Raw genomic sequence first — 25,765 nt, forward strand, 5'->3', positions numbered from 1 at the left:
TGAAAAAAATGAACAGCAAACCGGTACTGAACCCTAAGAGCAGCCGCTCGCCGCAGCGGGCGCTGACCATCGAATTCGTAGGACTGCCCGGGGCGGGCAAGACCACCAGCTCGCGTGCCTTTTCCGCCCTGCTGCAGCAAAAAGGCTTCCGGGTGCTGATCCTGCAGGACGTCAAGGATTACCTGCGGCGCCTGAGCCTCGGACGCAAGCTGCTGCTGGTGGCCAAAGCCGTGCTGACCCGCACGCCCAAGCTGGTGTCGTATACCGCCTCGCTGGCCCGCAACCGCATTTACAGCGGCAACAGCATCTACCGCTTTATCCGGCTGACGCTGTTCGACCTGGCCCTGCAGCAAATGAAGCAGGAGCAAAAGGCCGACATCATCCTGCTGGAACAATGGATGATCCAGGAGCTGTGGTCCGCCACGATCTTCAAGGGCCGTCCCCTGAACCAGCTGGAAAAGCAACTGCAGAAATATTATTTCAAAACCGACTTCGTGCTGTACTTCGACCTGGACGTGGCCACCGCCGCCCGCCGCATCGGCTGGCGCAAGACCAATATGAGCCGCTTCGACCGAATGGAAGCCGAAAGGAGGGAGGAGGAGCTGATGAAGTACGGCGCCTACCTGTACGAGTTGTTCCAGCGGTCCAACTGCCGCCAGAAGCACCTGTACTCGGCCCGGGTGGCGCCCGAGGTCAACGCCGCCTCCTTCATGCGCCAGGTGGAGGAGCAGTTTTCCCTGAGTTCCTAGTTTATACTGTAATACTACCCGTATGATACTAATTGCTTTAGCAGTGTGCCTGATCATCGGCTTCTTCGTCAAGCCGAAACATTTTCCTTACTTAATGATCGTCTACTTTGTCTTCTACGACATGTTCGACGGCTTTTATAAGGACGATAAGATCTATTCCGTGTTCCGGTACATCGTGCCGCTGACGCTGATGTTCACCTACTGCTTTATGTACGGGGTGCTGAAAAAGCTGGATCTCATCTTTGTCACGTTCATGGGCTACCTGTTCATGCTCTGGGCCATCAATGCCGGCGACCCCATCATTACGGCCCGCACCATGCTCTCGATGATCCTCACCCTGATGATGATCCCCATCGGCAAGCACCTGTCCGAACGCGATTTCTTTACCCTGGAGCTGGAAAAATACAACCGCCTGCTGCTCATTGCCCTGCCGGCCTATATCATCTGGGCCAATATCGTCGGCATCGCGGGGTATTATACCGATGCCTTTTCCACGGGCTACCTCATTACTTCGCGGATGTATATCGTGCCCATGGTGGTGTTCCTGGGCTTCCATTATGCCATGACCAACAAGGACCGGCACTGGATGATGAAGACGGTGGACATCGGCGCCATCCTGGTGAACATCTGCATCATGCTGCTGAATACCCGCCGTACGGCCCTGGGCATGCTGCTGGGCGGCATCTTCATTTACACCTATTTCAACCGGCAGCTGGTGGTGAAGATGGTGATGCTGGTATTCGCCCTCATCATGGCGCTGATTTTGGCCTACCCGCTCTACGAGGCGCGGCTGACCGCCCAGCTGGAGAAACGGGAACGCATCCAGAACCTCGATACCTATGGCGAAGAGCCCCGGGCCCTGGAAACCCTGTACATCATTGATTACCACGAACGCAACCGCGACCTGGCCCAGCTGCTGTTCGGCATCAAGCTCTGGGACTCCTATGATTTCGGGGTAAAATATTTCGGGCGTGACCGCCCCATTCACAGCGACATCAACATGATGCTGTTCAGCATCGGCCTGTTCGGCGAGTTGCTCTTTTTCTCGATGGTGCAGTTTTATTTCTTCCGGCGCAATAGCCGGATGCACCCCTACAACAAGATGCTGTTCTACCCGTTTCTGGCCATGCTGTTTATGATCCTGCTGCCCGGCCGCTTTATCGGCACGCTCACCTTTGCGCCCTTCCTGATCCTGTTGCTGACGACCCTGAAGTACGAGGCGCAGCCGCTGCCCGAACCGGAAGAAGAGGAAGAAGCGGAGGCGGAAGTGCAGGCGCCGCTGGCCCTGGCTTCCCCGGCCTGACGGATAGCGTCAGCAGCTACATTGAAACATACCCATCATCCACAAAATACTTAGTTATGAGAGTGCTTTTCGTTTGCAGCGGTAACAGCAAGAGTTTCGAGATTATTCCCTTCATCAAGGAGCAGGGCGAGTCGCTGCGGAAGAAAGGGATCGAGATCGATTATTATCCCATTGTCGGCAAAGGCATGGCGGGCTATTTCAAGGCCGGCCTGAAGCTGCGCCAATACCTCAAAACCCGGAAATACGACGTCATCCATGCCCATTTTACCCTTTCGGGCTGGGCGGCGATCATCGGCGGGCGGAAGACGCCCATCGTCCTTTCCCTGATGGGCAGCGACGCCTACGGCGAATACGTGGGGGTGCGCAAGGTGCAGCTCAAAAGCCGGTTCTCCATGTTCCTGACCTGGCTGATCCAGCCGTTTGTAAAAGCCATTATTTCCAAGTCGCAGAATATCGAGGACTTCGTGCACCAGAAGCATAAGTCCTACATCATTCCCAACGGCATCAACCGCGAAAAGTTCCGGCCCGAGCAGAAGCTGCTGCCGGCGCCCGTGGACCGGACCGGGCGCAAAAAGCAGGTGCTGTTCCTGGGCAGCCGCGCCAACGTGCGCAAAAACTACCCGCTGGCCCAATCGGCGGTGGAGCAGCTGGGCGCGCCCGACGTTGAGCTGATCAATCCATATCCCATCGCCCACGACGAGATCCCGAAGCTGCTGAATGCAGCGGACGTGCTGGTGGTGCCCTCCCTGATGGAAGGTTCGCCCAACGTGGTGAAAGAGGCCATGGCCTGCAACTGTCCCATCGTGGCCACCGATATCGGCGACGTCAAGTGGGTGCTGGGCGAAACCGAGGGCTGTTACGTATCGTCCTTCGACGCCCATGAGTTTTCCGAAAAGCTGAAAAAGGCCCTGGAGTTTTCCCAAACCCGGGGACGTACCAACGGCGTCCAGCGCATTTGCGAGCTGGGGCTCGACTCCGAAAGCATCGCCGATAAGGTGATCGACATCTACCAAAAAGTAGCGCGGAAGGGCTGATCCGCCGCACACCCGTCCGGGGGGCATCGCCAGGGGAAGCGCCGCCCGGAAATTTTCCTCCCTGCCAAACCGAGAAAACATGAAAATCTTAATCGATATCAACCACCCGGCGCACGTCCATTATTTCCGCAACTTTTCCCGCATCATGAAAGAGAAAGGGCATGACACCCTGTTCGTTTCCCGCAACAAGGAAATGGAGCACAAGCTGCTGGGCCTTTACGGCATCCCCTATATCGGCCGGGGAAAGGGCAAGACCGGCAAGCTGGGCAAATTCCTGTACATGATGTACGCCGACCTGAAGCTGATGGAGATCTCGCGGAAATTCAAGCCCGACGTTTTCCTGAACTTTTTGCACCCCTATCCCTCGCAGGTAGCCAGGATGCTGGGCAAGGTGTCGCTGGTATTCAGCGATACCGAGCATGCCCGCCTGCACCACCAGCTGACGGTGCCCTTTGCCACCAAGGTGTTTACCCCTTCGTGCTACCGCATCGACCTGGGGCAGAAGCAGGTGCGCTTCAACGGCTTTATGGAGCTGGCCTACCTGCACCCCAACTACTTTACCCCCGACCGGGGCATCCTGGAGCTGCTGGGCGTGCAGGAAGGGGAGAAGTACGTGATCGTTCGCTTTGTTTCCTGGGCGGCGGCCCACGATTTCGGTCATACGGGCATGTCGCTGGAAAATAAAAAGCGGGTGGTCCGGTTGTTGTCGAAATACGCCCGGGTGTTCATCACCTCCGAAGGTGAGCTGCCCGAAGAACTGGAGCAATACCGCATCCGCATCCCCTTCGACAAGATGCACGATGCCATTTACTACAGCAGCCTGCTGTTTGGCGAAAGCGCCACCATGGCTTCCGAAGCGGCGGTCCTGGGCACGCCCTCCATTTTCATCGATAACGACGGCCGGGGCTATACCGACGAGGAGCAGAAGAAATACGGCATCGTGTTCAACTTCACCGAGCGTCCCGACGACCAGGAGAAAGCCATTGAAAAGGCCCTGGAGATCATGCAGGACAGCGCGGGCAAGGACCGGTACCGGGCCATCCGGCAGCGGCTCCTGAACGAATGCATTGATACAACGCAGTTTATGGTGTCCGAGGTGCTGAAGTACGCCTGAGGATGACCGTTTATTTACCTTATTCAGATTAGGCTTTTATGCGAGTAAGTGGAATCCATATAATCGTCCCGGTGTTGCTGCTGCTGTTCGTGGCACCCTGCATCGGCGGCCAGTGGAACAGCTGGTCGGCCTGTACCGGGCGGCTGTTCCGGGGCGGCGACCCCGGCGACAAGGCCCTGCTGCCCCTGTTGTTTGAAGAAACGATGGAGAACGGCCGGCCGTTCGCCCGGGCCAGCAGCCTGGAAACCGGCGACTGGAACTATGCCCTGCAGTTCGTGGCGCAGCCCGTGTTCCAGGGCAAGTGGGCCGCCCGCTTCGAGATCCGCGACGACCAGCCCCTGGTGAAGCACGGCAAGCGCTCGGAAGTGGTGGTGGTGAAGGGCCGCGACGGCCAGCTGGGGCGCAACGTATGGTATTCCTTTGCCGCTTATTTCCCTTCCGAAGGCTACGAGTACGATACGACCCGGGAGGTCATCAACCAGTGGTACCAGGACGGCAGCCCGGCCACCTCCCTGCGCACGCAGGGCGACAGCTTCCTGCTCGAAACCGGCCCCACGCCCGAAAGCCGGCGGCGGTTCGGCCTGGGAACGATTGAAAAGGACCGGTGGCACGAGTTCGTCTTTCACTTTGTGCATGCGCATGGCGATGAGGGCTTGATCGAGGTATGGCACGACGGCGCCAAAGTGCTCACCCACAGGGGGGGCAACATGTACGACGACGTGCTGCCCAAATGGAAGATCGGGCTGTATAAAGCCGCCTTCAAGCGGGGTACTTCGCTTGTTCACCGCCGGGTGGTTTATTTCGACAATATTAAAGTAGGCAGTGAACGGGCGGTCTTCCGCGACATGATCCCTTCCCTGGATGTTGCCCGTGAACGGCAAGACCGGAACGACCAGTAAGGCCGGTAAATGCCTGTATGCCATAGCTTTTTTGCGTGCCCTCCCGGCAAGGCCCGGCCTTTGCGGGGCCGGGGTGCACCCAAAAGAGCTGTGGCAAAATTATTTAATATAACGGTCGGTCACAGGTGCATTTTCTTTGGAGGATATGTTGATTGTTTTTTGTAGATTTATATGCACAAATCTTTCCCATTCTTCCGACCTGTTGATGCGTTTAGCTCATAAATACGTTTTATTGAAGAGGTCAATTCTTGGCATAATGTTTTTCAGAATTAATACAGGATTAACCCCGGGTTAATTCATTGTTAACTGACGTTTTGCTTCCCGCCCCAGAGTCTCATTACCCTTTTGAAGATCAAGCCGTTCGAAGTGGTGCCCGCCACCTTTTGAATTCAAGGCATGCCGACCCGTAGCGTGAACAATTCACTAAAACACCTTTCATATGAACCAACATTATTCTCAATGGAGCCTGTGGGCTCCGACCGAACCTTCCCCTCCGCCCCCCTGGAATTCGTCATTGCCGAACGCTTGCCTTTGGCGCCGGTGACCCCTGGTCCCCGGGAAGATTCCTTCCCCCTGAAGCGTTGTTCCTGTTACCTGTTGTGTGTTTGCTTTACGGAGCCCGGAGGCTGTCGTGCGTCCGTTTCCCGGTAAAGCAAAAGAATGAATGAATCAGCCCAAGCGGTTGTTGCTTTATTAATTTTTTAAACTAAGTTTTATGATCAGTTTACGCCTGAAACGTCCCAGCCTTTTTATGGGCAGCGGGATACTCATAGCCACGCTTACTCTTCTTGTATCCATTTACTTTTTCAGGGACTACCGCTTTTCCCGACTGGAGTGGGTGGTCTTGTCGGGTTGCGTTCTTCTGTGGACGTTGATCGAGTACGGTGAGCATCAGGCGCATTCGGCACCCAAGAGCGGTTTTGCCCAATACCTGTCCCGTCATATCAAGCCCTACTCCGTCTTCCTGGCTCTGGTGCTGGGCGTGTACTTCTTCCTGCCCGTGCCCGGTTTGAAAAGAAGCGGGGTAATGGCCATCATCCTCGGGTTCCCCCTGCTGGATATTGCCCTGTACTACCTCATGTCCCGCTTGTCCGGAAAGCTGAAGGCCCGGAAGGATCCTGCCAAAGTGGCCCTGGTGGCCGGCGTAGGCAACGTGGCCAAGAACGTGGAAAAGCAGCTCTTTAGCCACCAGGGGTCGGGCTACCAGATCAAGGGCTTCATTCACTGCAAAAAGAATGAACCCATGGCCGTGGAGCAGGACAAGGTGATCGGTGACCTGGATCATATCCACGAATATTTAAAGGAAAACCCGGTGGACGAGATCGTGATCGCCCTGCCGGTAAAACGTTCCAAAAAGCTGAAGAACATCCTTTCGGTGGCCGACTACCACGGCATCCGCGTCAAGTGCGTGCTGGACTACAGCGATGTATTCGGCGAGAACTACAAGATCAACCGCTACGGCCAGATCGACGCCGTGGACGCCCGCCAGTTCCCGATGGACAGCCCCCTGGCTTCCTTTTTTAAAAACTGCTTCGACAAGGCGTTCGCTTCCCTGGTGCTGCTCTTCCTCTCGCCCCTGTTCCTGACGCTGGCCGCCCTGATCAAGCTGGATTCGCCGGGCCCCGTGTTTTACTGCCCCGTACGGATCGGCAAGAACGGCAAGCCCTTCAAGGTGTATAAGTTCCGCAGCATGCGCCAGGGCGATGATGCTTCCGGCGGCGTGATGTCCACCCAGAAAGATGATCCCCGCATCACCCGCCTGGGCGCCATTATCCGCAAGTACAGCCTCGACGAGCTGCCCCAGTTCATCAACGTGCTGCTGGGCGACATGAGCGTGGTGGGCCCCCGCCCGCACCGCCGGTTCCTCGACCGCCAGCTGCAGGAAAGCGTGTACAAATACATGATCCGCCATTACGTGAAACCCGGCATCACCGGCTGGGCCCAGGTGAACGGCTGGCGCGGACCTACCGATACCGAAGAGCAACGGATGCAGCGCACCTCTCACGACCTTTGGTACATCGAAAACTGGAACTTCTGGCTGGATATCAAGATCATTTACCTGACCGTATTCGGCAAGAAGACCCATTCCAGCGCCTTTTAACGGAGGCTTACAGATAAGATAACGGCTACGGCCAACCGGGAAGCCGGGAGAACAAAACGCTTTTTTCAGGCGCGTTTGGTTCTTCTGGCTTCTTTCTTGTTTTAGGGAATCCTGCTAACGATGCAGTGCCGCTGCCGTAGGCAGTTCGCGATATCCTACAAATGACTTAAGAGAGCTGATGAGCTGATTCATGGGCTTGCTCAGGACCCATACCCTGGATTCCTCTTAATCATTTAAAGTAGCAGTGCTATGAACAGGATCCTTCTGCTGTTTTCCCTATTGATGGTGTCGGTCCTTTCCGCCCAAAGAGTTCCCACCACCCTTGTTTCCTTCAACGATTCCTGGAAGTTTCTCGATAATGGCTCCGATCAGGACACCGCCTGGCGGTTCCCCCGGTTCAGCGACGCCGGCTGGAAAACCGGCAACGGCAAATTCGGCTATGGCAAGGGCAGCTACCGCACCGAAATCTCCTATGGCCCCGACAAAGACAACAAGTACATCACCACCTACTTCCGAAAGACCATTTTTATCGATTATCCCGAGGACTTCGACACCCTGAAGGCTTCCCTGCTGCGCGACGATGGCGTGGCGGTGTATGTAAACGGTACGGAGGTGTACCGCGACCAACTGCCCGAGGAGGTGCCCCTGACCTTTACCACCCTGGCCGATGGCGCCGATGATGACGGCACCGAGCCGCAGACCTTTACCCTGCACCGTTCGCTGCTGGTGGCGGGCAACAACCTGATAGCCGTGGAAATCCACCAGCAAAAGCGCTCCACTTCCGATATGGCCTTCGACCTGCAGCTGTGGGGCGACCGGGTGCCCGACAACCAGGCGCCACCGGCCATTTCGGGCATCAGCCGGCGGTTTCCGGCAGAGGAGATCACCAGCCTGGCGTCGGTGACCTTCCGGGTAACCTTTTCGGAAATGGTGTACGGCGTGGATGCCAACGACTTTATTCCCAGGGCCGTCAGCGGCAATATCCGGGGCACGCTCTCGCCCCTGGCCTTTGAAACCGCAGGAGTGGCGGCCACCGAAGCCGTGGTGCCTGTAGACGAGGACGGCACTACCTACGATGTGTCGGTAAGGGCCCTGGCCGGCAGCGGCCTGCTGCGGCTGGACCTGGCCGACAGCGGCACCGGCATCGTGGACCGGCGGGGTAACCTGCTCGGGCAGGGCTTTTCCAGCGGCGAGTCCTACCTGGTGCAACCGCTACCTTTGCACGGCTTTTCCTCGTTTACCGATATCACGCCCCTGGCCATAACGGGGCATACCCTCGACAAACCCCAGGCAAAAGTGTGGACCTATGCCGGCAAATGGTGGTCCGTTTTGCCCACTGCGGGGGGCACCAAGATCTTCCGGCTGGACAGCACCACCTGGACCGATGTGCTGACGCTGATCGGCAATACCAATTCCAAAGCCGATTGCCAGGTGGTAGGGGAGGTGGTGCACATCCTGCTGTTCCGCGGCGGCCGCGATAACTCCTACCTCGTGTCGGTGCAATACGACAGAGCTTCGGGCACCTATAAGCCCTGGGCCTCCCGAAGGTTGGCCGTTAAGATCGTGTTTGAGCCCTCGACCGAAACGGCCAGCATGGTGGTGGATGCCCGGGGCCGCATGTGGATTGCCTCCGACGGGCCCGCGGAGGTGAACGTGCGCTGGAGCGATGCGCCCTACACTACCTGGAGCGCTCCCCTGATGCTCGCCTCCGGTATCATGAGCGATGACATCTGCGCCATTGCGGCCCTGCCGGGTAAAATAGGCGTGCTGTGGTCGAACCAGAATACGCGGCTTTTCGGCTTCCGCACCCATACCCTCGGGGACGATCCCTCCCTGTGGTCGGAGGACGAAGCGCCGGCGGCCCTGTCGGCCGTGGAGGTGGGCAAGGGGTTGGCGGATGACCACCTCAACATGATGGTGGGCGCCGACGGCACTTTGTACTGCGCCGTGAAAACCAGCTATGAACGGCCCGGTTACCCGAAGGTGTCGCTGCTGGTGCGCCGGCCGTCCGGCACCTGGGACGGGCTCTACCCCGTCACCGCTAATGAAGGCACGCGGCCCGTGGTGCTGCTGAACGAGGCGGCCGGCAAGCTGCGGGTGGTGTACTGTTCGCACGAAAACGGCGGGGATATCCTGTACCGCGAATCGACGCTGGCCTCCATTTCTTTTGGTCCGCCCATTACGCTGATCTATGGCAACCACGTGTTGAATTACCCGAGCAGCACCCACCAGGTGGTGCAGGGAGAAGTGGTGATCCTGGCCACCAACCTGCGGACCGCGCAGGCCGTCAGCATCATCGGCAGCGACAGTGTACTGCCGCCGCCACAGGATCTGCTGACCGTGAACGAAGGGGTGCGTCCATAGAATTTTGGTAGGGAAAACACTTCTTATTGATGAGTGGCCTGCATTTTGTAAGGAAAAGGTTGAGCTATAGCAACATGCCCATGCACACCGGATTCAAACCACGGTGGGGCGCAGCCTATGTGGCGCTTTGTTGCCTGTTCATCCTATCTATCCTGTAGATCCGACCTGTAAAAATCCTATTGGGCATTTTCCCGGACCAAGACCTATGCCCTGAATGCAGTATTCAGGACCGTTGTTATGTAACCTATCTAAAAATCTATACTGGTATGAAGAAATTTACCCTTTCTTTATGGTGCGCTTTTGTGCTTACCCTTCCGTTGTTTTCCCAGGAACCCGCCCCACCCGGTACCACACCCTCCACGGATCAAAAGGATTTTACTACCGTCACCCGGCTGGAGCCCCTGACCATTTCCAGCCATACGGCCGATAAGCCCCAGGGCAAGGTATGGACGCATGCCGGTAAATGGTGGACTGTGCTGTCGACCTCCTCCGGCACCAAGATGTTCCGGCTCGACGGCACTGCCTGGACCGAAGTGCTTACCCTGATCAATAACCCCAATTCCAAGGCCGACTGCCAGGTAGCAGGCGACCTGGTGCACATCGTGCTGTTCCGCGGCGGCAATAACTCTTACCTGGTTTCCGCCGAGTACGATGCGGCCACCGGCACCTACAAGCTCTGGAGCCAGCGCCCCGACCCCGTGAACCTGGGCCTGGACTCTACCGCCGAAACCGCCACGCTGGCCCTGGATGGAAGCGGGAGGATGTGGGTAGCCGCCGATGCGAAGCGCGAAGTGCATGTGCGCTGGAGCGATGCCCCCTATACCACCTGGAGCGCCCCGCTTTCCATTGCTCCCCGGACGGACGACGACGACATTTGCGCCGTGGCCGCCCTGCCGGGAAAAATCGGGGTGTTCTGGTCCAATATGAAAGATAAAAGATTCGGCTTTAAAACGCATACCGACGGGGCTGATCCTTCGCAATGGTCCGAGGACGAAGTGCCGGCCGGGGCCTCGGCGCTGAACGTGGGAAAAGGCATGGTGGACGATCACCTGAACCTTATGGTTGCCGGCAACGGTACGCTGTACTGTGCGGTAAAAACTTCCTACGATACGCCGGGCTATCCCAATATCGCCCTGCTGGTACGCCGCCCTTCGGGCAACTGGGACAGCCTGTATACCGTAACTACCGGCAGCGATGGTACCCGGCCGGTGGTGCTGCTGAACGAAAGGCTGAACCGGCTGAAGGTGTTGTATACCTCATCGTCCAGCGGCGGTGACATCCTCTACCGCGAGTCGCCGGCCAACCTCATCTCTTTCGGTTCCCCCAAAACGTTATTCACCGGCAGCGGTGTGCTCAATTACGCCACCAGCACCCACCAGACCTATAGTTCCGAAGTAGTGGTATTGGCCACCGGCATCAACGCCAACCCCATGCAGGCGGTGGGCGTCATCCTGGCCGATCACGGCATTGCCGTTCAAGGGGAGCAGCCGTTGCAGTTCGTGACTTATCCCAACCCTTCGCCCGGCGCGAACATTACCGTTGCCTTTTCCCTGGCGGCAGATGATAAATATACCCTGACCTTGTACGATATGAACGGCAGGAAACTGTCGGTGCTGGGGCAGGGGGCGGTCCTGGCGGGGCAGTTGAATACCCTTCCCCTGGAGGCGGCCCGGCTGCAGAACGGCATGTACCTGATCGAGCTGCGCACCAGCAAGCTGCGCTATACTTATAAAGTGATTATCCGGCGATAGAAAAGCATGCTTTTACAAACCAGCGCAGGGCGGGAATCCTTTCCGGCCCTGCGCTGGTTTCTTTTTACAGGTGTGGATGAGCGTTATAAAGGTCCTGCATACAAAAGAGCCGGACAATATCCCCTGGGGTGCTATTGTCCGGCTCTTTTCTATCAGCTGATGTAGTGGGTAACCCTAACTACTTTTTTTATTCGGTTTACTTATCCGTATTGGGGCCCGGGTCTTCGAACTCGTTATCCGGGTCGGTACCCTCTTCCGGATCGGTTACCGGCGGGGTTTCCGGGTCGATATCCGGCGGGGGCGTGTTTTTGTACAGCGTGGTCATATCTTCAAAGGAAGCTTTCCGGTTCCCTACGCGGATGTTGTCGAAGTAAATCACCCTGCGGTTGACCTGGGAGGTGCCGTACCTCGACTTGAACGTGGCCTTGTACAAGCCGATCTTCCATTTGGGCAGGTTTCCTTCGTACATGTTGCCGCCCCTGCGCTTGAGCACTTTCTCGCCGTCGTGCCAGATCTCGATCAGCCCTTTTGAATCGTCGTCGTGGATAAAGTGGAAAACGAACTCATGCCAGCGGTCCTTTTCAATGGGACCGAGGTCGTATTGTTCCCGTTTGCTGCGTTTGTTGCCGGTTTCCAGCAGGAAGCGGTCGCGCTGGGTGCGCAGGGAAGTGGCGGGACTGCCGTCCTGGAACCACTGGTTGATGACCTCCCGGTCGTTGTCGTATTCATAACCGCTGGAAGGGAAGTAGGCGGCAAAGGAATACCAGGCTTCGCGGGAAATATCCTTGTCCGTACCTTTCACGATCACGACTTCGGCTCTTTTGCCTCCCTGCACCAGCCGTTGCCATTCCCGGATCTCGAAGCGTACCGATCTTTCACCCCGGAAAGCCGGTTTGTCTACGTAGCGGATGGCGTATTCCCATTCGCCGAGGCTTTTCTGATTATAGCAGTTAAAAGGCTTGTCGTTTTCCAGTGTTTCTTCGAAAACCAGGTTGGGGTTGGAGGGATTGCGATTAGCGGGGACCACTTCATCTCTGTCTGCCTTTGCTGCCGCAACGGTATTTTCAGCATCCAGGTCGCTTATGCCGCCGGCCGTTGACTTATTACAGGACCATGAACACAGGCCCAGTAGGACCGCAACCACAAAAGGGTAAATGGTGACCTTCATAGAATCTTGTTTTTATTTCCGGTAATGAGGATAAGGTATGTGGACTTAGGGCAGAAAGCTTGGCTATGATCGTCCTTGCATGTGGTACGGGAAGGGAGAAACTTGGATTGTTGAAAAAGGATAGTACCGGTCCCTCGAATAACGCCGCTGCATCACCAACTCACTCAGTACACAGCAGTCAAAAAGCAAACCATGCAACCCGTTGCCGCCGGCGGCAGCACCGGGGAGGAACAACCGGGAACTGGGAAAAGCACTTATTTTCTTTTAGGTGGCCGGCTGCAGGATTTCCCGCAGGAAAAGAAGGGATCAAAATTATTGGCATCGAACTACTTGCCCTGATTTGTTTGCAGCGGGTTGCCTATGCCGGAATGGGAGCACAAGAAGAGCTGTTCGCCTGTACGCCTGGGCAGCAGCCCGTCTTTCGTAGGGGAGGTGCTGCCGGTCACTGGCGGCATTCCTCATTTGAACAACGACTATTGTTTCTTTTTTTCTACATACGGCCGGCCGGTGGCCCTTGGCATAAAAAACCGCGAGCGGCGCTTTTACCTACTACATACTAATTCGGCCGGGCCGGCGTTATTACGCAAAGGCCCTCCGCATTTAATCTTCTGTTTATCAGGCCGGCTTCGATGCGTCGGAAGCCGGATTTTCCCTGTGCCCCAACGGGCCGCCCCCATTTCTCCGGCACGGTTGCCGGAACCGGTTGTGGGATGCCGCTTTATCCTTAAAGAAAAAATGCAATAAGAAAGCCAGCCCCCCTTGGCCGGCTCTATTTCCATAAAACAGGAAAAGCAGCTGTGGACCAGCTGCTTTTCCTGTTTTATTATTTCCCCCTTGCGGGAGGAACACCATGGTTATTTCACAATCGTGAAATTGATGGTGTATTCAGGTCCGTTGACCACACCCAGCTTGGATTTGGTGCCGGTGTAGGGAACCGCTTTCAGCGTAAACTTACCGGTTACAGCGGTCCAGTTGTTATAGTCGCCGGACTCATCACCGAACAGGGCGTAGGGCAGCTTGTCATCGAAGCGCTCCTTGCTGGCCGTACCGGTCAGGTTCATCTTCACCACGCTGGCGGTAGCGTTGGCCAGGTTGGCACGTACGTTCAGCTTTTTCGCATTGATCTTGCTCAGGCTGATGGATGCGCCGGGGGCCAGGGTCATGATGTCCTTATTGGTTTCCGAGTTTACCAGCGTAAAGCTGACTACCTTTTGCGTACCGGTGGTGGGGGTGGTAGGCGTAGTAGGGGTAGTGGGCGTTGTCGGCGTGGTGGGAGTGGTCGGTGTAGTCGGAGTTTCCGGCGTAGTGGGCTGATCAACCGGGGGTGTAGGAGGAGTGGTCGGCGTAGTCTTGCCCGAGGTCATGTCGGCAAAAGTAGCCTTGGCAGTACCTACACGTACGTTATCAAAGTACAGTACACGGGAGTTGCGGTCCGAAGTGCCGTTCAGGAACGAAGACTTGTACAGGCCGATCTTCCATTTGGGAACCTTCATGTGAATGTTGCGGCCGTTGATGGTGTGGATCTTCACGCCGTCACGCCATACTTCGATCAGACCATCGGAACCGGTGGAGTGGATGAAGTGGAACACGAACTCATGCCACTTGTCCTTGGAGATCTTGTTGAAGCCGGAAACCGCGCCGGTAGCTACGCTGCTGCCGTTGTTCAGCGAAGCGGAGAACAGGTCATATTTCTTCAGGGTAGAAGAGCCGGAGGGAGGCGTTACTTCCAAAAACGCTTTGTCATCCTGGCAGCGCAGGGTGGTCTCGTCGGAGCCATCCTCGAACCACTGGTTGATGCAATCACGCTCGCTATCGGGCTCAAAGCCAACGGAGGGGAAGTAAACGGCAAACGAATACCAGGCTTCCTTGCCGAAGTTGGGCCATTCGGAGCCGCGGATCACGGTCACTTCCGAGCGGATTTTGGAGGAAGACCCTACTTTAGGCTGGTCCTTGCGGATTTCGAAGCGCACGGATTTTTTGCCCTGGAATACCAGGTTGGTCGGGAAGGTAAAGGAATAATCGGTGGAAGCCACTTCGGGGTTACCGCCGAAAGTAATAAAAGGATCCGAGCCTTCCATGGTTTCCTCCACGTGGAGGGCAGAGCTGGGGCTGGCGTAAGCGGAAGCTACGGTATTGGCTTCATCTAAGGAAGCGGGTTCCTGCACGTCTTTTTTGGAGCAGGCGAACAGTGAGGTGGCAACGAGTACGGTGGAGAGCATACCCTTTCCGGAGGAAAGGAATTTTCCTTGCTTTTTCATTTGGGTGTTTGACTTTTAGGTTAACAGAAAATGTGTGTTTTCAGGACACAGATGGAACAGGGGGCCGTCTTTGGTGTTTTTGGTGTTTTTCGGGCCCTTGAAAAATGCGAAAATGGTTGATCGTGAAACTTATGAAGGATATAACCGGTATGATCGTTCAGGGAAGATTGCAGGATCGGGAACGTTTATAGGGAAAAGCCGGAATTAAGGATGCGGCCTTTTCGATAAGGAGCTGCTGGTAGCTTTCTGTAGGGTGTTGATCGTTAGCATCTGGGTAAAAACAGATTTTAAAAGTGATGTAATAATTAGTTTTGGCGCTAATTAGTTCTTCTTTAAATTCTATTTTCCAGCCTGTTGTTTCTCTTTTCTTTCGTTTCGTTCGTGGACACAAAACTATTACTGCTGAGCTAAGCTCATCCAATTCATTCGGTGAACGGGGACTTCCGGGGGTTAAAAACCCCGAATGGGCAGGTGAATGGGTATTGGGAGGGGTAAAGCCGGGAAAACAGGGGGTGAAGCCCTCTTTCGATCCGGTCAAAAGCAAAAGACCCTGCCGGCCGGCAGGGTCTTTTGCTGGAATGAGTTCAGGAAGGCGTTATCAGGGATAGTCGGCGAATCGGTCGCTTTGCTCCAGCATTTCCTCGATGCGGTTCAGCCACTCTTTCTGCACCCGTTTGTTGCGGCTATGGCTGGTTTCCTCGTCGTAGGATTCCTGGAAGGCTTCTTTTTCCTTTACTACCTGGTTGTAAATTTTCGTGATGTCCTTGCGGAAGGTTCTTTTATTGTACTTATAAGCCTGCAACTGCTGGTGCAGCTTGCGGGCGAAGATCTCGGTAATGTCGAAGTGCCCCTGTTCGTGGGCGAGGATGTAGGGCGTTTTCAGGATGCCCCAGGAGCGGGTTTTGGAAAAGTGGCAGGAAACCTCGTACGACAGCCGGCCGTTGACCACCCGGTACGAAATGCCCAGCGAGGTGCTGGTCAGCGCCACGGCGTCCATATTACGTTGGGGCTCGCAGCGAAAGTCGTCCCAGGTTAGTTTTCGTGACATCAGCCAGGGCAGGTAATCACTGCCTTCATCATTGGGGGAAGCTGTCTTCAGGGTGACGGTCTTCGCCGGAGGGTCGGGCGTAACAAAGGTGGTATGCGCTACCAGGAATATGAAGGAAAGCAGTTTGGACAACATCATGATCAGGGATATTAGGATTGAACCAGTTATTGACCAGAGGCCGGGTATCTGAGCAATAAAAATAAAAAACTCCGGTGGCTGCCAGAGTTTTAGGGATATTAAAGAAGTGTTATAGTTTGGGACCTGCTTCGCGGATTTCAGCGGTTACGCCTGCGGTATATTTTTCAAAGTTCTGTGCAAACAGTCCTGCCAGGAATTTCCGCTTTTCGTCATACGCGTTTTTGTCATCCCAGGTGTTGCGGGGGTTGAGCAAATGGGCCGGCACGCCGGGGCAGGAAAGGGGGAACTGCAGTCCGAAGACGGGGTCGGTTTCCGATTGGGTCATGTCCAGCGATCCTTCCAGGGCAGCGGTGATCAGGGCACGGGTATGGGCAAGGCTCATGCGCTTGCCCTTGCCGTATTCGCCGCCGGTCCAGCCGGTATTGATCAGCCATACCGACACGGGTTGTTCACGCAGCTTTTCGCCCAGCATTTCGGCGTAGCGGCCGGGGTGCAGCGGCAGGAAGGGCGCCCCGAAGCAGGCGCTGAAGGTGGGCTTGGGCTCGGTGATGCCGGTTTCGGTGCCGGCCACCTTGGCGGTATACCCCGAAATGAACTGGTACATGGCCTGCTGCGGCGTTAACCGCGACAGGGGCGGCAGCACCCCGTAGGCGTCGCAGGTCAGGAAAAAGATGTTGTCCGGCAGGCGGCCCGTAGAAGGCAGGGCGGCATTGGGGATAAAGTCCAGCGGGTAGGACACCCGGGTATTTTCGGTGATGGAGGCGTCGGCGAAGTTGATTTCGGCTGTTCCCGGCTGTAAGGTGGCGTTCTCCACCAGGGCCCCGGGCCGGATGGCGCCGAAGATCTCCGGTTCGTTTTCGGCGGAAAGGTTGATGATCTTGGCATAACAGCCGCCTTCGAAGTTGAAAACGTTGTCGGCGGTCCAGCCGTGTTCGTCATCGCCGATGAGGAAGCGGTTGGGGTCGGCGCTCAGCGTGGTTTTGCCGGTGCCGCTCAACCCGAAGAAGATGGCCGTATCGCCTTCGGGGCCTTTGTTGGCGCTGCAGTGCATGGGCAGCACGCCCTTTTCACGCGGCAGCAGGTAGTTGAGGATGGAGAAGATGCTCTTTTTGGCTTCGCCCGGGTAGCCGGTGCCGGCGATCAGGATGGTTTTATGCAGGAAGGACACCACCACGGCGTTGGGGTGGCGGATGCCGCATTCTTCAGGCGGCAGCTGCAGGTCGGGGGCGGAATAAATGTGCCAGTCGGGGGTGAAGGTGTCGAGCTCCCGTTCGGAGGGCCGCAGGAACATGTTGTAGCAGAAAAGGCTGATCCAGGGTTTGTCGCTCACCACGCGCAGGCGGAGGCGGTAGCGCTCGTCGGCGCAGGCGGCCGCATCGCGGATCCAGAGTTCGGGCCGGCCGCCGAGGTACTCCAGCACTTTATTATAGATAACGTGGTAATATTTTTCATCCAGGGGGATGTTGAACTCGTTCCAGTCTACCGTGTGTTCGGTGAAGCGGTCGTAAATGAGGTAGCGGTCCCGGGGGGCACGGCCGGTAAAGGCGCCGGTACGGATCACCAGCGCGCCGCTGCTGCTGAGGGTGCCTTCGTTCAGCCGGAGGCTGTCCTGAACCAATGCATCCGGGCTGGACTGGTAGTGCAGGCTATCGGTATGCCGCAGGGAAAATGGGAACAGCTTCCCGGTGGGGATGGAAGAAAGCGGAGCTGACATAGGCGGGTGTTTTAGATAGATAAATATAAGATTTTCAATGGCGATTTCATAAAAAATAAGCAACAGGCAATCCGCAATGGGCAATAAGCCTGGGATAGGAATTTGCCTGTTGCTTATTGCCTGTTGCCCGTTAAATGTTTATTTGAAAGTACAGGCTTCAAAGCTTTATTTTGCCGTACTTCAAAAAGGAGCGCATGAAAAATCTTCCCCTGGACCCTCAGTTGTTTGTTGAGAACCGGAAGCGTTTTACCGAAAAGATGAAGCCCGGCTCCATCGCCATTTTTGTCAGCAACGACGAAGTTCCCAGCAATGGCGACGCCACCTATCCCTTCCGGCAGAACAGCGACCTGTATTGGCTGTGCGGCATCGCCCAGGAAGATACCATGGTGGTGCTGTTCCCCGACAACCCCGACCCGAAGTTCCGCGAGGTGCTGGTGCTGGTGCGCCCCCACGAAGCCAAGGAGAAGTGGGACGGCAAACGGTTGCGCAAGCACGAAGCTACCGCCATCAGCGGCATGACCACCATCGTTTGGCTCGACACCCTCGAGGGGTTGCTGCAGCCCTGGATCCACCTGGCCGATACCATCTACCTCGATACCAACGAAAACGACCGCAAGGCCAGCCTCGTGCAAACGAGGGATTACCGGTTTGTACAGGAGATGAAAAGCCGTTACCCCCTGCACCAGTACGAGCGGGCGGCCAAGCTGCTGAAAGAGCTCCGGAGCATCAAAACCCCTTTTGAAGTGGAGGTGGTGAAGCAGGCCGTTGCTATCACCCGCAATGCTTTTCTGCGGGTGATGCAGTTCATGCGGCCGGGCGTGATGGAGTACGAGGTGGAAGCCGAGATCCTCCATTCCTTTCTCAGCCAGCGCGCCGAGGGACCGGCCTACGGCAGCATCATCGCCTCCGGCGACAGCGCCCGTACCCTTCACTACGTCACCAACAACCTGGAGTGCCGCGACGGCGACCTGGTGCTGATGGATTTCGGGGCCTTGTATGGCGGATATGCCGCCGACCTTACCCGCACCATCCCGGTCAACGGCCGGTTCAGCCCGCGCCAGAAGGAAGTGTACAATGCCTGCCTGCACCTGCACCACTACGCCAAAAGCATTTTAAAACCCGGCATTTCCGTGCTGGATTATACCGATAAGGTGGGCGCGGAAGCCACGAAGCAGTTCCTCCAGATCGGCCTGCTGTCCGAGGGGGACGTGGCCAACGAGGATCCGAGCCACCGGGCTTATCGCAAGTACCTGTACCATGGCATCTCGCACCACCTGGGCCTGGACGTGCACGACCTGGGCTCCCGTACCGAACCCATCCGCCCGGGCATGCTGTTTACCGTGGAGCCCGGCATTTATATAGAAGAAGAGCAAATGGGCATCCGCATCGAAAATAACCTCTGGATCACCGAAGGGGGCAACGTCGACCTGTTCGACGGCATTCCCATAACCGTGGAGGAGATCGAGGCCCATATGAAAAAATAAGGGCATCTTCGATGCTGATATACGGGTAATCCTTTCCGGGGCCTTTATTTTAATGTAGTTTAAAAAATTTTCATTTCTCTGATGTCGACCAACAAGTATCCTCCCCGATCGGGCGGTTTCGTAGCGCAGATCCCCAACCTGTTCACCCTGCTGAACCTGGTCTTTGGCTGCATCGCCATCGTCTTTATTTTGCAAACCGGCGAAACCATCGTGGTGCTGGAAGATACCGGGGCCACCCAGGTGCAGCTCCCGGAAAAGATCTGGTGGGGGGCGCTGTTTATTTTTGCGGCGGCCCTGGTGGATTTCCTCGACGGCTTCCTGGCGCGGCTGCTGCGGGCTTCTTCCGAGATGGGCAAGCAGCTCGACTCGCTCAGCGACGTGGTTTCCTTTGGCGTGGCGCCGGGCATGATCCTGTACCAGCTGCTGCGCATGGGCTATGCCCGGGAAACCGGCGGCCTCGACGTGCCCCTGCTGGCCCTGCTGCCGGCCTTTATTTTCAGCGGCGCCGTGGCCTGGCGGCTGGCCAAGTTCAACATCGCCACCAACCAGTCCTTCAGCTTCAAAGGCGTGCCTTCGCCGGCGGCCGGCCTGGTCGTGGCCTCCTTCCCCCTGATCATCCTGTACGAGTATTTCCAGCTGCAGGAGTTTTTCATCACCCCCGGGCTGCTCTATGCCGTCATTGCGGTGCTGAGCTACCTGATGGTGAGCAACCATAACTTCATGGCCATCAAGTTCACCGACTTTTCGGTCCGCAACAACCGGGTAAAATACATCCTGCTGGCCGTGGCCCTGGTGGCCGCCGCCACCTTAAAATGGCTGGCCGTGCCCGTGGTGTTTGTGCTCTACCTGGTGCTGTCGCAGTTTGGCCGGCAGCCCGAACCCCCGGCCCGCAACAAAGAAACCGTCGATAGAACCGTTTAATAACCGTATCATTTCTTAGGTTTGCGCCAAATTTTGGAAAAATGAAGTTTACAGTTCAGGTTAAGGTAATGCCTTTGAAAGAATTATTGGACCCCCAGGGTAAAGCCGTAATGGGCGGGTTGAGTAATTTGGGATTGAAAGCCATTGAAGACGTGCGGGTAGGTAAGAACATCACCCTGCAGGTTGAAGCCGCTTCTGCCGAGGAGGCAAAAGCCGTGGCCGAAGAAGCCAGCAAAAAGCTGTTGGCCAACCCGGTAATGGAGTACTTTGAAATAGAACTGAACCAACAATAAGAGGAATTGGGATATTGGGAATTAGGAATTAGGTCTTCAATTAGAGACAGCCCTATTATCCCCGAACATGAATTCCGGGCAGATGCCCGGGTTCCCAATTCCTAATATCCCAATACCCAATTCCATAGCTCATGCTCTACCTCGTTCCCACGCCCATCGGCAATTTGAAGGACATCACCCTGAGGGCCCTGGAGGTATTGGGGGAAGTGGAGGTGATCCTGGCCGAGGACACCCGCAACACCTCGCGCCTGCTGAATCATTATAATATTGTCAAACCCCTCTCGCCCTACCACCAGCACAACGAGCACAAGGTGCTGCAGCACCTGATCGACCAGATGCTGGCGGGGAAAAAAATGGCGGTGGTGACCGATGCGGGCACGCCGGGTATATCGGATCCCGCCTTTTTGCTGGTACGCGAATGCATCCGCAACGACATCCGCGTGGAATGCCTGCCCGGCGCCACGGCGTTTGTGCCCGCACTGGTGAACAGCGGGCTGCCCATCAACCGCTTCGTATTCGAAGGCTTCCTGCCGCCCAAGAAGGGCCGCCATACCCTGCTGACACAGCTGGCCCAGGAAGAACGCAGCATCGTGCTGTACGAATCGCCCCTGCGGCTGGTAAAAACCCTCGAAGAACTGGCGCAATATTTTGGCGAAGACCGCCCCTGCAGCGTCAGCCGCGAACTGAGCAAGATGTTCGAGGAAAACAAACGCGGCTCCCTGAAGGAAGTGGCCGAATACTTTAAATCCAAAACGGTCAAAGGCGAGATTGTGATCGTGGTAGGAGGGAAGGAGTAGTTTACGAGTTCCTGAGTTCCAGCTCTCCCGATTCCTAATACCCCAATTAGCCAATTCCTCCTGGCCCTAGGCATATTGTTAATTTTCCTCCCTGCTGCACTAGCAGCCGGTCCGGCTTTAAACTTTCGGCTTACTTTGAGTTTTAATTGAAAAATTTAAGGATATGGTACGGCTCGTAGTTTTTATTGCATTTCTGTTTTTCGGCGCTACATCATTTGCCCAGTTGCGCACCATCCCGGTGCAGGTAGAGGACGCTTTTAAGCAAAAGTATCCCGCAGCAGAGAACGTGGCGTTCAAAGACAACCTGGTGAATGTCCATATAAGCTTTGAGTTGAGTGGCGAGAAATTGACCGCCACCTACAACAACAAAGGCATGTGGAAGGAAACCGAAAAGGAATGGACGTTCGAACAGCTGCCCGCTGACGTGAAGGTGGGCTTTGAAAAAAGTAAATATGCCGAGTGGAAAGTAACGGAAACCAAGGTGCTTTACCGCCCCGACGGCAAAGAGCGGTTCCGCGTGAAGGTGGAAAAGAGCGACCTGCAAAAACGCAACCTGATGTTCAGCGCCGAAGGCCGCCTGATCCAGGAAGGCGCCACCCTCTAAATTAGTTGAACCCGCATTGGGATAGATTTTTGCGATTATGGGGAAAGTGGCGACGCTTTCCCCATAATCACTTAATATCGTTCCGAAACGTTTATCTTCTTCTTTTAAATCCTTGTGCATACACGTATGAAATACCCACTTTCGCTTTTTTCCCTCTTTTTTTCTCTTAGCCTCTGGGCACAGGGCGGCTACTGGCAGCAAAAGGTAAAATATACCATGACCATCGACATGGACGTGGCGGCCAACCGCTATGCGGGCCGGCAGAAGCTGGAATACTGGAACCAGTCGCCCGATACCCTCGACCGGGTCTTTTACCACCTTTATTGGAATGCCTTTCAGCCCAACAGCATGATGGACGAACGCAGCCGCCGCCAGGGCACCGTGGTCTTCCGCAAGGACCTGCAAGGCAATCCCATCGGCGACTGGGACCCCCGGGTGGAAGACCGCATCCGGCAACTCAAGCCGGAGGAAAGGGGCTATGAAACGATTGCTTCGCTGAAAATGGACGGCCGCCCCCAGAAATGGACGCTGCACGAAACTATTTTGGAAGTGAAGCTCGATAAGCCCATGGCGCCCGGGGCAAAAGCAACCTTCGATATGGAATGGCAGGCACAGGTGCCGCTGCAGGTGCGCCGCAGCGGAAGGGACAACCCGTATACCGATGTGCGCTACACCATGACGCAATGGTATCCCAAACTCTGCGAATACGACAAGGACGGCTGGCATCCCACCCCTTACGTAGGCCGCGAATTCTATGGCGTCTGGGGCGATTTCGACGTGACCATCAACATCGATCCCACCTATGTGGTGGGGGGGACCGGCAACCTCCAGAATGCGGCTGCCGTGGGCTTCGGCTACGAGGAAAAAGGCGTGAAGGTGGCCGCCCCGGCGGGGAAGAAGCGCAGCTGGCATTTCGTGGCGCCCAATGTGCACGATTTCGCCTGGGCCGCCGACCCGCAGTATAAGCACATCACCCGAACCATTCCCGGCGGGCCGGTCATCCATGTGCTCTATAAGGCAAAACCTTCCTCTTATGCTTTTGAATCGCTGAGCGCCGAAACCCGCTCCACCTACAGCAACGATTTTGCCGCCTACGTGAAAAGCTGGGACGAGCAATGGGAACGGGTGGCCGATGCCGCGGTAACCGTACTGCCCTTTATCGAAAAGACCTTTGGCAAATACCCCTACAAGCAATATTCGTTTATCCATGGCGGTGATGGCGGCATGGAGTATCCCAATTGCACCATGATCGCCAGCCCCAGCCTCGGTACGGCTTTCCATGAATGGATGCACAGTTGGTACCAGGGCATGCTGGCCACCAATGAGTCGCTCTACGCCTGGATGGACGAAGGGTTTACCGAATGGGCCACCGACCGGGTGGAAGCCTATTACCAGCAGCAGTTGCGGAAAGCATCCGGGACGGCCTCCGTTGCCCGGCACAAGGCCGATTCCGTGGAGGCGCAGCCCTCCGTGATGCATGCCGGCATCTACGGCAGCTATTTCCGGCTGGCCGCCAGCGGCAGGGAAGAGCCCCTGACCACCCATGCCGATCATTTCAATACCAATTATGCGTACACCAATGCGGCCTATTCCAAGGGCGGCGTGTTCCTGGAACAGCTGGGATATATTACGGGCGCTGCTACGCTGGACCGCATGCTGCTGGAATACTACCGCCGGTGGCGCTTCAAACACCCCGACGTGGCCGACTTTTTCCGCATTGCCGAAAAGGAAAGCGGTATGAAGCTGGACTGGTACCGCGAATACTGGGTCAACACCACCAAGACCATCGACTATGCCATCGACAGCCTCTGGGAGGCCGGCGGCCTTACCCGCGTGCGCCTGCGCGACAAGGGCCTGATGCCCATGCCCATCGAAGTGCGGGTGACCTTTAAGGACGGCTCCTCGGAATGGCATTATATTCCCCTGGACCTGATGTTCGGCCGCAAGCCGGCGGAGCAGGGGCAGCAGCCGCGTACCGAATACGAGGCCTGGCGCTGGACGAACGCCGTTTATGAAATTCAGACCAAAAAGCGGCTGGCCGATATCAGCGCCGTGGAGATCGATCCTTCGCAACGCATGGCCGATGTGGACAAGAAAAACAATAAGCTGGAATTGAAGTGGTAGGCCCCTGCAAGGCCTGTGGCTGAATGGATAAAAAGCACGCCCTCATTTTGGTGAAGGCGTGCTTTTTTAATATAAAGGCTTTATTTACCTGCCGTATATAGCAGGTATTTCTCTTTAAAATATTCCTCTGCAAACAGGGTGCTGATCTCCACCACTTTGGGGCGGGCGGCGCTTTCGGAGATCTCCTGCGCCAGGTCGCCGCCTTTCAGGCAGATGAGGCCGGGCTTCAGGGGGTCCTTTTCGATGGTGCTGGTGGCTTCCGTGCGGCCCGTTTTCAGCAGGGGGCGGCTCCATTTCAGCAGGTCTTTGAGCGGGGCGACGGCCCGGGAAACGGCAAAGTCGAATTTGCGGTCCCTGATCTCCTCGGCGCGGGTATGCTGGGTGGTGACGTTGGTCAGCCCGATCTCCTGGGCCACGGCATCAATGATCTTCAGCTTTTTGGCAATGCTGTCCACCAGGTGGAACTTCACCTCGGGGAAAAAGATGGCCAGCGGTACGCCGGGAAAGCCGCCGCCGGTACCGATGTCGACGATCTCGGCGCCGGCAGGGAAGTCGAAGACGGCAGCGATGCTCAGGGAGTGCAGCACGTGCTTTTCGTACAGGCTGTCGATGTCCTTGCGCGAGATCACGTTGATCTTGGCGTTCCAGTCCTTGTACAGCGCCTCCAGCGCCGCAAACTGCTTTAGCTGGGTTTCCGTGAATTCGGAAAAATAGTTGAGAAGGATGTCCATAAGTTTATTCTAATTCCAGGTCTTTTTCGGTTTTTTCCACAGGGCAGGAGCAAAGATGATATAATAAAAGAACATCCAGATGTCGAGCACGATGAACCAGGGAAACAGGTCGTCCTCCTTCAGTTTGTGCATGGCCTTTTTCCAGATAAAGCCTACCACCGCCAGGCGCAGCGCCAGCGGAAGCAGGGGCCACTGCCCGTCGAACAGCAGCAGGGAGAAAATGAAAAACGGGTAGAACAGGAAGAACGAAGCCGTGTACAGCCCCAGGAGCACCTGGTGCTGCGGCTTGTAGTATTTGCCGGTGGAATAGTGCCGGTTTTTCTGCCGCATCCAGTCCTTCCAGGTTTGCTTGGGCTGCGAAACGGTGAAGGAGGCCGGATCGATCACCACGGCGGTGTTTTCGCCGGTGGCTACCTGGTTGATAAAAAGGTCGTCGTCGCCGCCGGGAATATAGTTGATGGACGAAAACCCTTTGTTGCGCATGAACACCTTCTTGCGGTAGGCCAGGTTGCGGCCCACGCCCATATAGGGCCGGCCGGCCAGGGCATAGCCGAAATACTGCAGGGCGGTATGAAAGGTTTCGAAGCGAATGAGTTTATTCAGCAGTCCGGGCAGCTTGTAGTAAGCGCCGTAGCCCAGCGCCACCTCGATGCCGGGGGCAAAGGCGTCCTGCATCTTGAAGATCCATTGTTCGCTGGCCGGGACGCAGTCGGCATCGGTGAGCAGCAGCACTTCGTAGCGGGCTTCCCTTATGCCCATGGACAGGGGATATTTTTTGCCGGCAATGAGCTTGGCTTCCTGCTGCAATTCCAGGATCCGCAGCTTTTTGAAGGTCCGGTACAGGCCTTCGAGCACGTATTTGGAATCGTCCACCGAATTGTCGTTGACTACGATCACTTCGTGCGTGGAGGGATATTCCTGCACCAGTACGCCGGGGAGGTTGCGGGCCAGGTTCTCGTCTTCGTCCTTGGCGCAGATGATCACGGAAACGGGATGCTGCTGCGTTTGCTGCCGGGACGCTGCCGGCTGGAAAAAGGCCAGCCGCCGAAAGAACCACAAATAATAAAAAACCTGTATAAGGGTGATGGCGCAGAATAAGCAGAAAGTGATGGCGCCCCAATGTAGAACCATGATCACGAAGATATAGGAATTGGTTAATTGGTTAATTGG

21 protein-coding genes are annotated in these 25,765 nt (G+C 56.2%); 15 read left to right on the top strand and 6 right to left on the bottom strand.

Annotation, left to right across the window (positions count from 1 at the left end):
- Window positions 1-8: 8 nt before the first annotated feature.
- From V9K67_RS03565 to V9K67_RS03600, 8 genes are all read left to right on the top strand, one after another.
- Window positions 9-749 (top strand): hypothetical protein, encoded by a 741-nt coding sequence (locus V9K67_RS03565; RefSeq protein WP_336720151.1) that lies wholly within the window; start codon window positions 9-11, stop codon window positions 747-749.
- Window positions 750-771: 22 nt separating this feature from the next.
- Window positions 772-2,052, top strand: coding sequence for a hypothetical protein (locus V9K67_RS03570; protein ID WP_336720153.1), 1,281 nt, complete (start codon window positions 772-774; stop codon window positions 2,050-2,052).
- Between the two features lie 56 nt (window positions 2,053-2,108).
- The gene (locus V9K67_RS03575) at window positions 2,109-3,086 is read left to right on the top strand and encodes a glycosyltransferase (protein ID WP_336720154.1); all 978 of its coding nucleotides are present in this window, start codon (window positions 2,109-2,111) and stop codon (window positions 3,084-3,086) included.
- Between the two features lie 79 nt (window positions 3,087-3,165).
- Window positions 3,166-4,200 (top strand): DUF354 domain-containing protein, encoded by a 1,035-nt coding sequence (locus tag V9K67_RS03580; protein ID WP_336720155.1) that lies wholly within the window; start codon window positions 3,166-3,168, stop codon window positions 4,198-4,200.
- 38 nt (window positions 4,201-4,238) lie between these two features.
- Complete coding sequence (locus V9K67_RS03585; protein ID WP_336720156.1) at window positions 4,239-5,099, top strand: polysaccharide lyase family 20 protein; 861 nt, start codon at window positions 4,239-4,241, stop codon at window positions 5,097-5,099.
- Between the two features lie 715 nt (window positions 5,100-5,814).
- A complete protein-coding gene (locus V9K67_RS03590; protein WP_336720157.1) occupies window positions 5,815-7,200 on the top strand; it encodes an exopolysaccharide biosynthesis polyprenyl glycosylphosphotransferase in 1,386 nt (461 codons plus the stop codon).
- 249 nt (window positions 7,201-7,449) lie between these two features.
- Complete coding sequence (locus V9K67_RS03595) at window positions 7,450-9,564, top strand: hypothetical protein (protein ID WP_336720159.1); 2,115 nt, start codon at window positions 7,450-7,452, stop codon at window positions 9,562-9,564.
- 266 nt (window positions 9,565-9,830) lie between these two features.
- Window positions 9,831-11,315 (top strand): T9SS type A sorting domain-containing protein, encoded by a 1,485-nt coding sequence (locus V9K67_RS03600; protein WP_336720160.1) that lies wholly within the window; start codon window positions 9,831-9,833, stop codon window positions 11,313-11,315.
- 196 nt (window positions 11,316-11,511) lie between these two features.
- Here V9K67_RS03600 and V9K67_RS03605 read toward each other — a convergent pair whose 3' ends face one another.
- Entirely contained in the window at window positions 11,512-12,483 is a 972-nt protein-coding gene (locus V9K67_RS03605) for a polysaccharide lyase family 20 protein (protein ID WP_336720162.1), read from the bottom strand.
- A gap of 65 nt (window positions 12,484-12,548) precedes the next feature.
- Between V9K67_RS03605 and V9K67_RS03610 the strand changes: the two genes are divergently transcribed.
- Window positions 12,549-13,043 carry a hypothetical protein gene (locus tag V9K67_RS03610; RefSeq protein WP_336720164.1) on the top strand — a complete coding sequence of 165 codons (495 nt, stop codon included), beginning with the start codon at window positions 12,549-12,551 and terminating at the stop codon, window positions 13,041-13,043.
- A gap of 294 nt (window positions 13,044-13,337) precedes the next feature.
- On the opposite strand, the gene V9K67_RS03615 is transcribed toward V9K67_RS03610, so the two are convergent.
- The 3 genes from V9K67_RS03615 to pckA form a co-directional block, all read right to left on the bottom strand.
- Window positions 13,338-14,741 (bottom strand): polysaccharide lyase family 20 protein, encoded by a 1,404-nt coding sequence (locus V9K67_RS03615; protein WP_336720165.1) that lies wholly within the window; start codon window positions 14,739-14,741, stop codon window positions 13,338-13,340.
- 598 nt (window positions 14,742-15,339) lie between these two features.
- Window positions 15,340-15,927: a DUF922 domain-containing protein gene (locus tag V9K67_RS03620; RefSeq protein ID WP_336720167.1), complete on the bottom strand. Its 588-nt coding sequence runs from the start codon at window positions 15,925-15,927 to the stop codon at window positions 15,340-15,342.
- 109 nt (window positions 15,928-16,036) lie between these two features.
- On the bottom strand, window positions 16,037-17,641 hold the full coding sequence (pckA, locus tag V9K67_RS03625; protein ID WP_336720169.1) for a phosphoenolpyruvate carboxykinase (ATP): 1,605 nt from the start codon (window positions 17,639-17,641) through the stop codon (window positions 16,037-16,039).
- 194 nt (window positions 17,642-17,835) lie between these two features.
- Between pckA and V9K67_RS03630 the strand changes: the two genes are divergently transcribed.
- The 6 genes from V9K67_RS03630 (at window position 17,836) to V9K67_RS03655 (ending at window position 23,864) form a co-directional block, all read left to right on the top strand.
- On the top strand, window positions 17,836-19,125 hold the full coding sequence (locus V9K67_RS03630) for an aminopeptidase P N-terminal domain-containing protein (RefSeq protein WP_336720170.1): 1,290 nt from the start codon (window positions 17,836-17,838) through the stop codon (window positions 19,123-19,125).
- 81 nt (window positions 19,126-19,206) lie between these two features.
- The gene (locus V9K67_RS03635) at window positions 19,207-20,046 is read left to right on the top strand and encodes a CDP-alcohol phosphatidyltransferase family protein (protein ID WP_336720171.1); all 840 of its coding nucleotides are present in this window, start codon (window positions 19,207-19,209) and stop codon (window positions 20,044-20,046) included.
- 41 nt (window positions 20,047-20,087) lie between these two features.
- Window positions 20,088-20,339, top strand: a complete 252-nt coding sequence (purS, locus tag V9K67_RS03640) for a phosphoribosylformylglycinamidine synthase subunit PurS (RefSeq protein ID WP_336720173.1) — start codon at window positions 20,088-20,090, stop codon at window positions 20,337-20,339.
- A gap of 131 nt (window positions 20,340-20,470) precedes the next feature.
- Window positions 20,471-21,136 carry a 16S rRNA (cytidine(1402)-2'-O)-methyltransferase gene (gene rsmI / locus V9K67_RS03645; RefSeq protein ID WP_336720174.1) on the top strand — a complete coding sequence of 222 codons (666 nt, stop codon included), beginning with the start codon at window positions 20,471-20,473 and terminating at the stop codon, window positions 21,134-21,136.
- Window positions 21,137-21,299: 163 nt separating this feature from the next.
- Entirely contained in the window at window positions 21,300-21,740 is a 441-nt protein-coding gene (locus V9K67_RS03650) for a PepSY-like domain-containing protein (protein WP_336720176.1), read from the top strand.
- Window positions 21,741-21,866: 126 nt separating this feature from the next.
- Complete coding sequence (locus V9K67_RS03655; protein WP_336720177.1) at window positions 21,867-23,864, top strand: M1 family metallopeptidase; 1,998 nt, start codon at window positions 21,867-21,869, stop codon at window positions 23,862-23,864.
- A gap of 80 nt (window positions 23,865-23,944) precedes the next feature.
- On the opposite strand, the gene rsmG is transcribed toward V9K67_RS03655, so the two are convergent.
- Window positions 23,945-24,595 (bottom strand): 16S rRNA (guanine(527)-N(7))-methyltransferase RsmG, encoded by a 651-nt coding sequence (gene rsmG / locus V9K67_RS03660; protein WP_336720178.1) that lies wholly within the window; start codon window positions 24,593-24,595, stop codon window positions 23,945-23,947.
- A 9-nt stretch (window positions 24,596-24,604) separates the two neighbouring features.
- Window positions 24,605-25,726: a glycosyltransferase gene (locus V9K67_RS03665; RefSeq protein WP_336720179.1), complete on the bottom strand. Its 1,122-nt coding sequence runs from the start codon at window positions 25,724-25,726 to the stop codon at window positions 24,605-24,607.
- Between the last annotated feature and the right edge of the window lie 39 nt (window positions 25,727-25,765).

This window comes from Huijunlia imazamoxiresistens, from assembly GCF_037132455.1.
Classification (GTDB): Bacteria; Bacteroidota; Bacteroidia; order Chitinophagales; family Chitinophagaceae; genus Flavisolibacter; species Flavisolibacter imazamoxiresistens.

What these genes read in the sequence shown, in the direction of transcription:
- V9K67_RS03565 (WP_336720151.1), top strand. Translation starts at nt 9, where the DNA reads ATGAACAGCAAACCGGTACTGAACCCTAAGAGCAGCCGCTCGCCGCAG.
- V9K67_RS03570 (WP_336720153.1), top strand. Translation starts at nt 772, where the DNA reads ATGATACTAATTGCTTTAGCAGTGTGCCTGATCATCGGCTTCTTCGTC.
- V9K67_RS03575 (WP_336720154.1), top strand. Translation starts at nt 2,109, where the DNA reads ATGAGAGTGCTTTTCGTTTGCAGCGGTAACAGCAAGAGTTTCGAGATT.
- V9K67_RS03580 (WP_336720155.1), top strand. Translation starts at nt 3,166, where the DNA reads ATGAAAATCTTAATCGATATCAACCACCCGGCGCACGTCCATTATTTC.
- V9K67_RS03585 (WP_336720156.1), top strand. Translation starts at nt 4,239, where the DNA reads ATGCGAGTAAGTGGAATCCATATAATCGTCCCGGTGTTGCTGCTGCTG.
- V9K67_RS03590 (WP_336720157.1), top strand. Translation starts at nt 5,815, where the DNA reads ATGATCAGTTTACGCCTGAAACGTCCCAGCCTTTTTATGGGCAGCGGG.
- V9K67_RS03595 (WP_336720159.1), top strand. Translation starts at nt 7,450, where the DNA reads ATGAACAGGATCCTTCTGCTGTTTTCCCTATTGATGGTGTCGGTCCTT.
- V9K67_RS03600 (WP_336720160.1), top strand. Translation starts at nt 9,831, where the DNA reads ATGAAGAAATTTACCCTTTCTTTATGGTGCGCTTTTGTGCTTACCCTT.
- V9K67_RS03605 (WP_336720162.1), bottom strand. Translation starts at nt 12,483, where the DNA reads ATGAAGGTCACCATTTACCCTTTTGTGGTTGCGGTCCTACTGGGCCTG.
- V9K67_RS03610 (WP_336720164.1), top strand. Translation starts at nt 12,549, where the DNA reads ATGATCGTCCTTGCATGTGGTACGGGAAGGGAGAAACTTGGATTGTTG.
- V9K67_RS03615 (WP_336720165.1), bottom strand. Translation starts at nt 14,741, where the DNA reads ATGAAAAAGCAAGGAAAATTCCTTTCCTCCGGAAAGGGTATGCTCTCC.
- V9K67_RS03620 (WP_336720167.1), bottom strand. Translation starts at nt 15,927, where the DNA reads ATGATGTTGTCCAAACTGCTTTCCTTCATATTCCTGGTAGCGCATACC.
- pckA (WP_336720169.1), bottom strand. Translation starts at nt 17,641, where the DNA reads ATGTCAGCTCCGCTTTCTTCCATCCCCACCGGGAAGCTGTTCCCATTT.
- V9K67_RS03630 (WP_336720170.1), top strand. Translation starts at nt 17,836, where the DNA reads ATGAAAAATCTTCCCCTGGACCCTCAGTTGTTTGTTGAGAACCGGAAG.
- V9K67_RS03635 (WP_336720171.1), top strand. Translation starts at nt 19,207, where the DNA reads ATGTCGACCAACAAGTATCCTCCCCGATCGGGCGGTTTCGTAGCGCAG.
- purS (WP_336720173.1), top strand. Translation starts at nt 20,088, where the DNA reads ATGAAGTTTACAGTTCAGGTTAAGGTAATGCCTTTGAAAGAATTATTG.
- rsmI (WP_336720174.1), top strand. Translation starts at nt 20,471, where the DNA reads ATGCTCTACCTCGTTCCCACGCCCATCGGCAATTTGAAGGACATCACC.
- V9K67_RS03650 (WP_336720176.1), top strand. Translation starts at nt 21,300, where the DNA reads ATGGTACGGCTCGTAGTTTTTATTGCATTTCTGTTTTTCGGCGCTACA.
- V9K67_RS03655 (WP_336720177.1), top strand. Translation starts at nt 21,867, where the DNA reads ATGAAATACCCACTTTCGCTTTTTTCCCTCTTTTTTTCTCTTAGCCTC.
- rsmG (WP_336720178.1), bottom strand. Translation starts at nt 24,595, where the DNA reads ATGGACATCCTTCTCAACTATTTTTCCGAATTCACGGAAACCCAGCTA.
- V9K67_RS03665 (WP_336720179.1), bottom strand. Translation starts at nt 25,726, where the DNA reads ATGGTTCTACATTGGGGCGCCATCACTTTCTGCTTATTCTGCGCCATC.